This window comes from Shewanella gelidii (genome assembly GCF_014647855.1).
In the GTDB taxonomy this organism is placed as follows: Bacteria; Pseudomonadota; Gammaproteobacteria; order Enterobacterales; family Shewanellaceae; genus Shewanella; species Shewanella gelidii.
The window spans coordinates 777,953-784,234 of record NZ_BMPZ01000002.1; the positions used below are offsets into that span (position 1 = coordinate 777,953).

Sequence of the window (6,282 nt, forward strand, 5' to 3'; positions counted from 1 at the left end):
AATGCCACAATCTTGAAATGAATCTTGGCTCCTAACTTTTGTTTGGTCGGATTTACTAGGCCATTGAATAGAAGTCATTTTTCAAGCACACTCGTAGCATTCTTTTCAATTCAACGTTGAATTGTCCGTACCCGACAATCCCACCTCAATATCTTAAGGAACTTTCATGGCAAACGTAGCATTTATAGGTCTTGGCGTAATGGGTTATCCAATGGCCGGCCACTTATTGAAAAATGGACATCAAGTTACCGTTTACAATCGAACGACCGCAAAGGCACAAGCATGGGCTGATGAGTATGGTGGCCTATGGCGTGACACTCCTGCACAAGCTGCAGAAGGGCAAGATATTGTGTTTACCTGCGTGGGGAATGACGATGATTTACGCGAAGTTGTCATTGGTGACTCGGGCGTTATTCATGGCTTAAAAGCCGGTGCCATTCTTGTGGATCATACGACCGCATCTGCTGATGTGGCTCGAGAGTTAGCAAAGATACTTGCCGAGCGAGATATAGAGTTTTTGGACGCACCAGTCTCTGGTGGCCAAGCTGGTGCAGAAAATGGTGTATTAACGGTAATGATGGGGGGGAAGCCGGAAGTTTTTGCTCAGGTGAAGCCTGTGATTGAAGCTTATGCCCGTTGTGCTGAATTGCTTGGCGATGTAGGGGCAGGTCAATTGACCAAGATGGTCAATCAAATTTGCATTGCTGGCGTAGTACAGGGCATTGCCGAAGGCCTTCATTTTGCTCGAAGCGCGGGCTTAGATGGCGTCAAAGTTGTTGAGGTGATCAGTAAGGGCGCAGCACAGTCGTGGCAAATGGAAAACCGATACCAAACAATGTGGCAAGGTGAGTATGATTTTGGTTTTGCGATTGATTGGATGCGTAAGGATTTAGGGATTGCTTTAGATGAAGCACGAAGAAATGGCTCTCAATTGCCACTGACCGCGCTGGTTGATCAATTCTATAGTGATGTACAAGCGATGGGGGGAAATCGTTGGGATACTTCCAGTTTGCTTGCTCGACTTGAAAAGCATAGAGAATAATCTACCCCATATATTTGTTGCAGATCATGTGGGCTGTAGAGCGAATCTAGCCAGTCGAAAATACAAAGGAGGACAGCTGAATAGGCTGTCCTTCTTTGTTTGTGACTTTAGTGGTGCTCTAGTCTGAGGTTGAAACGGCTAAGCAGGTTCTACCACAATATGTTCAAGTTCAACTGCAGCAATGGCGTGTAACGCGTCCATCGTGGCACCGACAAGTGAAATGACACCTTTTGATGACTCAATAAGAACGGCTCGATTAATCTCGTCATAATCTCGGTTATGGCGTTTAAGGCAAGAAAGCGCCATTTGCATCGGCATCATGGATGGGTTGTAGGCCGCATTTTCTGCGTAACGTCCACAATAGGTGCGGCCATCTTTCGTTTCTAACACCACAGCCGCATGGGCCTGAGTATAAGGAGCGTAGCTCAAGCCTGCTTGATCTAAAGCTTCGATCACCATCGGATCATCGCTGTCTATTTCAATATCAATTTGCTGCTTTGTGAGTAAGGGCTCTTTAACACCAAGATCTGCTGGGCTAAAACCATAAGGCAAGTAGTGTGATAATGGATGAACGTCCTGGCCTGGGAGATGAATACGAATGCTTTGTCCTTGGACTAACTCATTCATAAATTGTCGACAATGACCACAAGGACTGTAGTTCACAACGATATCAACAATTTGTTGTTCACCGCTTAACCATGCATGGCTAATCGCACTCTGCTCTGCATGAACACTATGGCAAAGTGCTTCTCCTGTGAGCTCTAAATTAGCCCCCATATAGATATCGCCGCTCTTTCCTTTAGCAATAGCACCGACATTGAAATGACTTATGGGAGTTTCTGCCATGGTCGCTGCTATGGGTAACAGCGCAAGCAACATCTCTTTTTCTGAGAGCCCTGAAGCGGCTTGTAATTCTGTCAGTTGTTGTGCATCAATATGGCCCGCAAAATCCTGACCTAACAATGGCACTAAAGCGTTTGCCAGTGGTTCTGGCAGTTGGGTAATGCTCTTAACAAATCTATCTTGCATCTCCCCACATCCTTACTGTTTGACCTAATGGATAGTCATAATAGTAATCTTATTACGGTTGTGATGTGGGGTTGGTCACAAAAATGCGTGCTAGATATTAGAGTGAACGCAAATAATGACATAAAGCTTCTAGTAATTTCTGTTTGCTTTCATTTTCAGCCGTGGTCTCAAGCAAGTTCTCCAATCGAAGCATATAGTCTGGATCATTGAGCTTATGCTGACAGTATTCACGCCACTGATTTGATTCCTGTTCGCTAAATGTTTCAGGGTAATTTCGCCCACGATAGCGAAATAGCATGGTTTCAATGCGAGAGTCGTCAAATTGTAAGTCTAGCGCAGCGAGGTTTTGAGGTGCTGTGCGACGAATTATTTCCATTTTTGCCTTATCTGCGGCGCTAAAAAATCCGCCGCTATATAACATGAGATCAGGGTCTGTGATGGCAGCTCTCCCTTCGTCGCTAAAGACTTGAGTGAGTTTTTCTCTAAGCTCTGGGTGTTCTCTTAGTTTTCTAAATTGTTCTCTTGCAAATGACTTGTCGATGCTAAGTCGATCTGCGTTGGCATCTGTTAACGTTTTAGCGGCAGCGATAAACGGGCACTTGTTAAGATGGATCTGCTTTAACGGGATCGGTAACTCATCTTCGGCGAGATCAATTCTTGGGGTGTACATGCGCTGTTTAATTTGATCAACGGTTAACTCAAAAAGTGGTGATACATCCATTGCCAAATTGACACAAATAATCGCATTTTTGTTGGTCTCATGGTGGGCTACTGGCGCGATGATGGTAGTACAACCGTGGGCTGCAGGAATTTTTGAACTCACATGAAGCAGTGGCTTCATATTGAGCACATCGATATGCTTGCTGACCTCTTGTTTGCGACGAAGGCCGAAGTAATATTGATAAAGTTTGGGCTGCTTTTGCTTTATCAATTTTGCGATAGCAATAGTGGCGTAAACATCACTCATTGCGTCATGGGCTTTTTCATGAATTAGGCCGTTTGCCTGACTGAGATCTTCCAACTTAAAGCTGGGAGTGCCGTCTTCTTTTAATGGCCATTCAATTCCTTCGGGTCGTAGTGCATAACAAGCACGTACAAGATCAATCACATCCCAACGAGAATTGCCATGTTGCCACTCTCTAGCATAGGGGTCGATAAAGTTCCGATAAAATCCATATCGTGTCACTTCATCATCAAATCTCAGAGAATTATAACCAGCAACACATGTATTGGGCTGACTGAACAAATCTTCAATGCGACCCATAAACTCAGTTTCAGGCAGCCCCTTTAAGTTGGCCAGTTGTGGGGTTATCCCTGTAATTAAAATCGCTTCGGGGGACGGCAAGCTATCTTTTGCTTGTTTACAATAAAATGTAACGGGCTCTCCAATAATGTTTAAATCATAATCAGTACGAACCCCTGCAAATTGCGACGGGCGATCTTTGGCTGGATTGGCGCCAAATGTCTCATAATCGTGCCAGAAAATTGAGGGCTGATTCGCTTGTGATTTGTTCATTTATTCTTACTCACGATTTATCTCTATATAATTGGTTTTAATAATTTAATATCACCAAAACCATTCAATTCGTTTTTTACCTATCTTATAGCGTTTCAACCATGTTGCGTGTACATACGTTGCTGAAATGGCTTTATCGGACTTAAGTTACGCGCAATCTACTTAAAGCCCTATATAGTAGTCCAGAATTGTCAGATCGAGACGAATTAAGTTCGAGAATATTGCCAAAAGGTGCCATTACTTGGCGGTACCGTTTCCGGGCAAAAATTCCCGAGTGTCACAGGGGCGGTATCCCGATGTAAAACTCGCCGAAGTTAGGCACTTTATTCCCGAATTACGCGGTGCTCTGGCGAATGATACAGATCCTAGAGTTTATTGGAAACAACGCAACTCAAAATCAGGAAGAGCAACGGTTAGGTATTGCTGCGAACAGTTTATGGCCAAGCGTAGCTCGGCACTTAAGCCTGGTACTATTGCGACCTATGAATCATGTTTTCGCGCTCATTTGTTTGATACGTTTGCAGAGCGGCTTGTTGAAGATATATCACTCGGTGATTGGATAGATTTCTTTGATAAAAAGTCTGAAAAGAGCAGGGTGACTTCAGGGGCTATTTTAAAGCAATTGAAAACCATACTGAATTGGGCTGTACGTCGGCAAATGATATCGACGGTTGATGTGTTACAGCTCAAGGCTTCCGATATTGGTTCAGCCTCCAAAGTAGGCTCTCGAGTCTTAACATTTTTTGAGTGCGGTAAAATTATACGTGAGCTTGATAAATGCCGCGTAACCAAAACCGTCACCAATGCAATCAAAGCCTGCTTGTTAACCGGCGCGAGTATGAGCAGTGGACTCCAAAGTTGAAATTGGCTGCGGCGGGCGATAGCAAGGTTGCCGTGTTAGAGAGGAAAGGGTAAGGGCAACTTCATTTGGCAACTCAGATGGGATAAGAATGCCTCTACTTCTGGTTGGATAGGTCTTGATGACTTGTTTGGCATCATGCCTTGTGTGCAGGAGTTCCAGAATACGCTCTTAAAAGCTGATAAAACCTAAAAGTCGCACTCAAAAACATTGAATTTATATACAGTGTGGTGATATTCCGTATTTTTGTCTGTTAGACGGAATTATTCTGCCTTTCTCCATGAGAGCCCCTTGCGAATTGTGCGTTTCATCATTGTTTTTAAAGAATATATCGCTTAGTGTGTCAAGATTGCAAAATCAGGATAGACGGAAAAAATCCGTGTTTAAACACGGAATAATTCCGTCTATTACGCTGTTATATAACTCTCGGGATCGAGTCGTGACCAAATTCATTTTTATAATTAGCATCATATTAATAGCTTTTGGGCTAATGATGTTTCTATCTGACTTTTTGCCCGTCGATTTGTTTAGTGGTGACAATGAGGACGAATATATTAAGGCAGTACCAGATGACTCATTTTCGTGGTCACAATATCGTTTACATGCATTATTAGTTGGTATTGGTTTGTTGGCTGCTAGCAAGTTTACCAATATATTTAGTTAGTGTTAAAGTTATATAACAAGCTAATAAACAAGGACAAAAAACAGTTTGCTGTTTTCGTTCCTCAACATTTTAGCAAACAATTTTTTGCCCATTATTAGGGCGTTAGGCTCTCGTATGAATGAAGCTGAAATACTCGAATATTTAACCGACAGCGATGGTAGTACTAGGGATATCACCTTTACTCCGGCCGCTTTGGATTGTGTTGAAGTGTTCACAAAGCTCTTTCTCGAAGCATTTAACAATGGTGAGCTACTGGATCAAGACGGTGAAATTGTTGAATTGTCTGCTGAAAGCGTGATGTCTTACATTAAAGCACGCGAAGAAGGTTGTATTCATGGTCAGCTGAAGTCTAGTGATAGTTTTGTAAGCCAAGTTCATCTGTTTCTCGATAGGCCTGAAGATGAAAAAATAGCTGTTGAAATATCGTATTTTCCAAACGATCTTTGCGGTGAATTTACTACATCGCTATTTTCGAAACATTGAATAAGTGGTGGAATGCTCTCCAGACCAATGAAGTTTTCGTTCGGTATGAAAATGCTAGCTGGGAGTTTTATAATCCCAAGGGGCTGGGAGTCTTTTATCATGCAGTCAAAGCCTAACAAGCGCATGTTGTCGGACTGGTTTTCCGCTGCGCTCCAAACCAGCCGCAAATGCGGGCGTTAGGTATACAAGGAAGATAGGTGCCAATTTACATTAAAGTCGAAGGCTCAAAGGAAACGATCACCATATTGTCCAAAGGTGTTTGGGATCTTCCGACTCAAATACAAGAACTAGAATCTTGGCTTTTTGAAAACTCATTAAATCTTCCTTCTTCTAATTACATTGCAGATGTTGGTTTCAGCATCAGAGAAAATGCTTGCGGTGGCGGAGCTATTCTTTCACCTAAGGTTATGAGTATAATGGGAAAATTAGGTATAAAACTGTACTTATCGGAGTACGGTGAATAATGTATACCTAACAAGCCAATTAAGTGCGGGACTGCTAAAGCTTGGCTCAGTTTCGCTCCGCTACACAAGTTTAGCCAAGCATTATCAGCCCCTTATTGGGGCGTTATACGTCATGGAGGATTCAATGAAGCTTGTGTTTGCGTTTATTTTTGCTTTCTCCTCTATAGCAATTGCGACTGATTCAATGCCAAATGAAGGAAATCTTGTTTTCGCTCCCAAGATCAA

6 protein-coding genes are annotated in these 6,282 nt (G+C 42.9%); 4 read left to right on the forward strand and 2 right to left on the reverse strand.

Annotated elements, in window-relative coordinates; translation table 11 throughout:
- The first annotated feature begins 166 nt into the window (after positions 1 to 166).
- Entirely contained in the window at positions 167 to 1,042 is an 876-nt protein-coding gene (locus IEY18_RS06935; protein WP_188919111.1) for an NAD(P)-dependent oxidoreductase, read from the forward strand.
- Between the two features lie 138 nt (positions 1,043 to 1,180).
- Here IEY18_RS06935 and cdd read toward each other — a convergent pair whose 3' ends face one another.
- Together cdd and sbcB are read right to left on the reverse strand one after the other, a co-directional pair.
- On the reverse strand, positions 1,181 to 2,071 hold the full coding sequence (cdd, locus tag IEY18_RS06940; protein WP_188919113.1) for a cytidine deaminase: 891 nt from the start codon (positions 2,069 to 2,071) through the stop codon (positions 1,181 to 1,183).
- Positions 2,072 to 2,168: 97 nt separating this feature from the next.
- Entirely contained in the window at positions 2,169 to 3,587 is a 1,419-nt protein-coding gene (gene sbcB / locus IEY18_RS06945) for an exodeoxyribonuclease I (RefSeq protein WP_188919115.1), read from the reverse strand.
- 241 nt (positions 3,588 to 3,828) lie between these two features.
- On the opposite strand from sbcB, the gene IEY18_RS06950 reads away from it, so the two are divergent.
- The 3 genes from IEY18_RS06950 (at position 3,829) to IEY18_RS06960 (ending at position 6,057) form a co-directional block, all read left to right on the forward strand.
- Positions 3,829 to 4,449, forward strand: coding sequence for an integrase (locus IEY18_RS06950; protein WP_229779761.1), 621 nt, complete (start codon positions 3,829 to 3,831; stop codon positions 4,447 to 4,449).
- Positions 4,450 to 5,224: 775 nt separating this feature from the next.
- Positions 5,225 to 5,593, forward strand: a complete 369-nt coding sequence (locus IEY18_RS06955) for a hypothetical protein (RefSeq protein ID WP_188919117.1) — start codon at positions 5,225 to 5,227, stop codon at positions 5,591 to 5,593.
- A 197-nt stretch (positions 5,594 to 5,790) separates the two neighbouring features.
- Entirely contained in the window at positions 5,791 to 6,057 is a 267-nt protein-coding gene (locus IEY18_RS06960; protein WP_188919119.1) for a hypothetical protein, read from the forward strand.
- Positions 6,058 to 6,282: the final 225 nt, after the last annotated feature.

What these genes read in the sequence shown, in the direction of transcription:
- IEY18_RS06935 (WP_188919111.1), top strand. Translation starts at nt 167, where the DNA reads ATGGCAAACGTAGCATTTATAGGTCTTGGCGTAATGGGTTATCCAATG.
- cdd (WP_188919113.1), bottom strand. Translation starts at nt 2,071, where the DNA reads ATGCAAGATAGATTTGTTAAGAGCATTACCCAACTGCCAGAACCACTG.
- sbcB (WP_188919115.1), bottom strand. Translation starts at nt 3,587, where the DNA reads ATGAACAAATCACAAGCGAATCAGCCCTCAATTTTCTGGCACGATTAT.
- IEY18_RS06955 (WP_188919117.1), top strand. Translation starts at nt 5,225, where the DNA reads ATGAATGAAGCTGAAATACTCGAATATTTAACCGACAGCGATGGTAGT.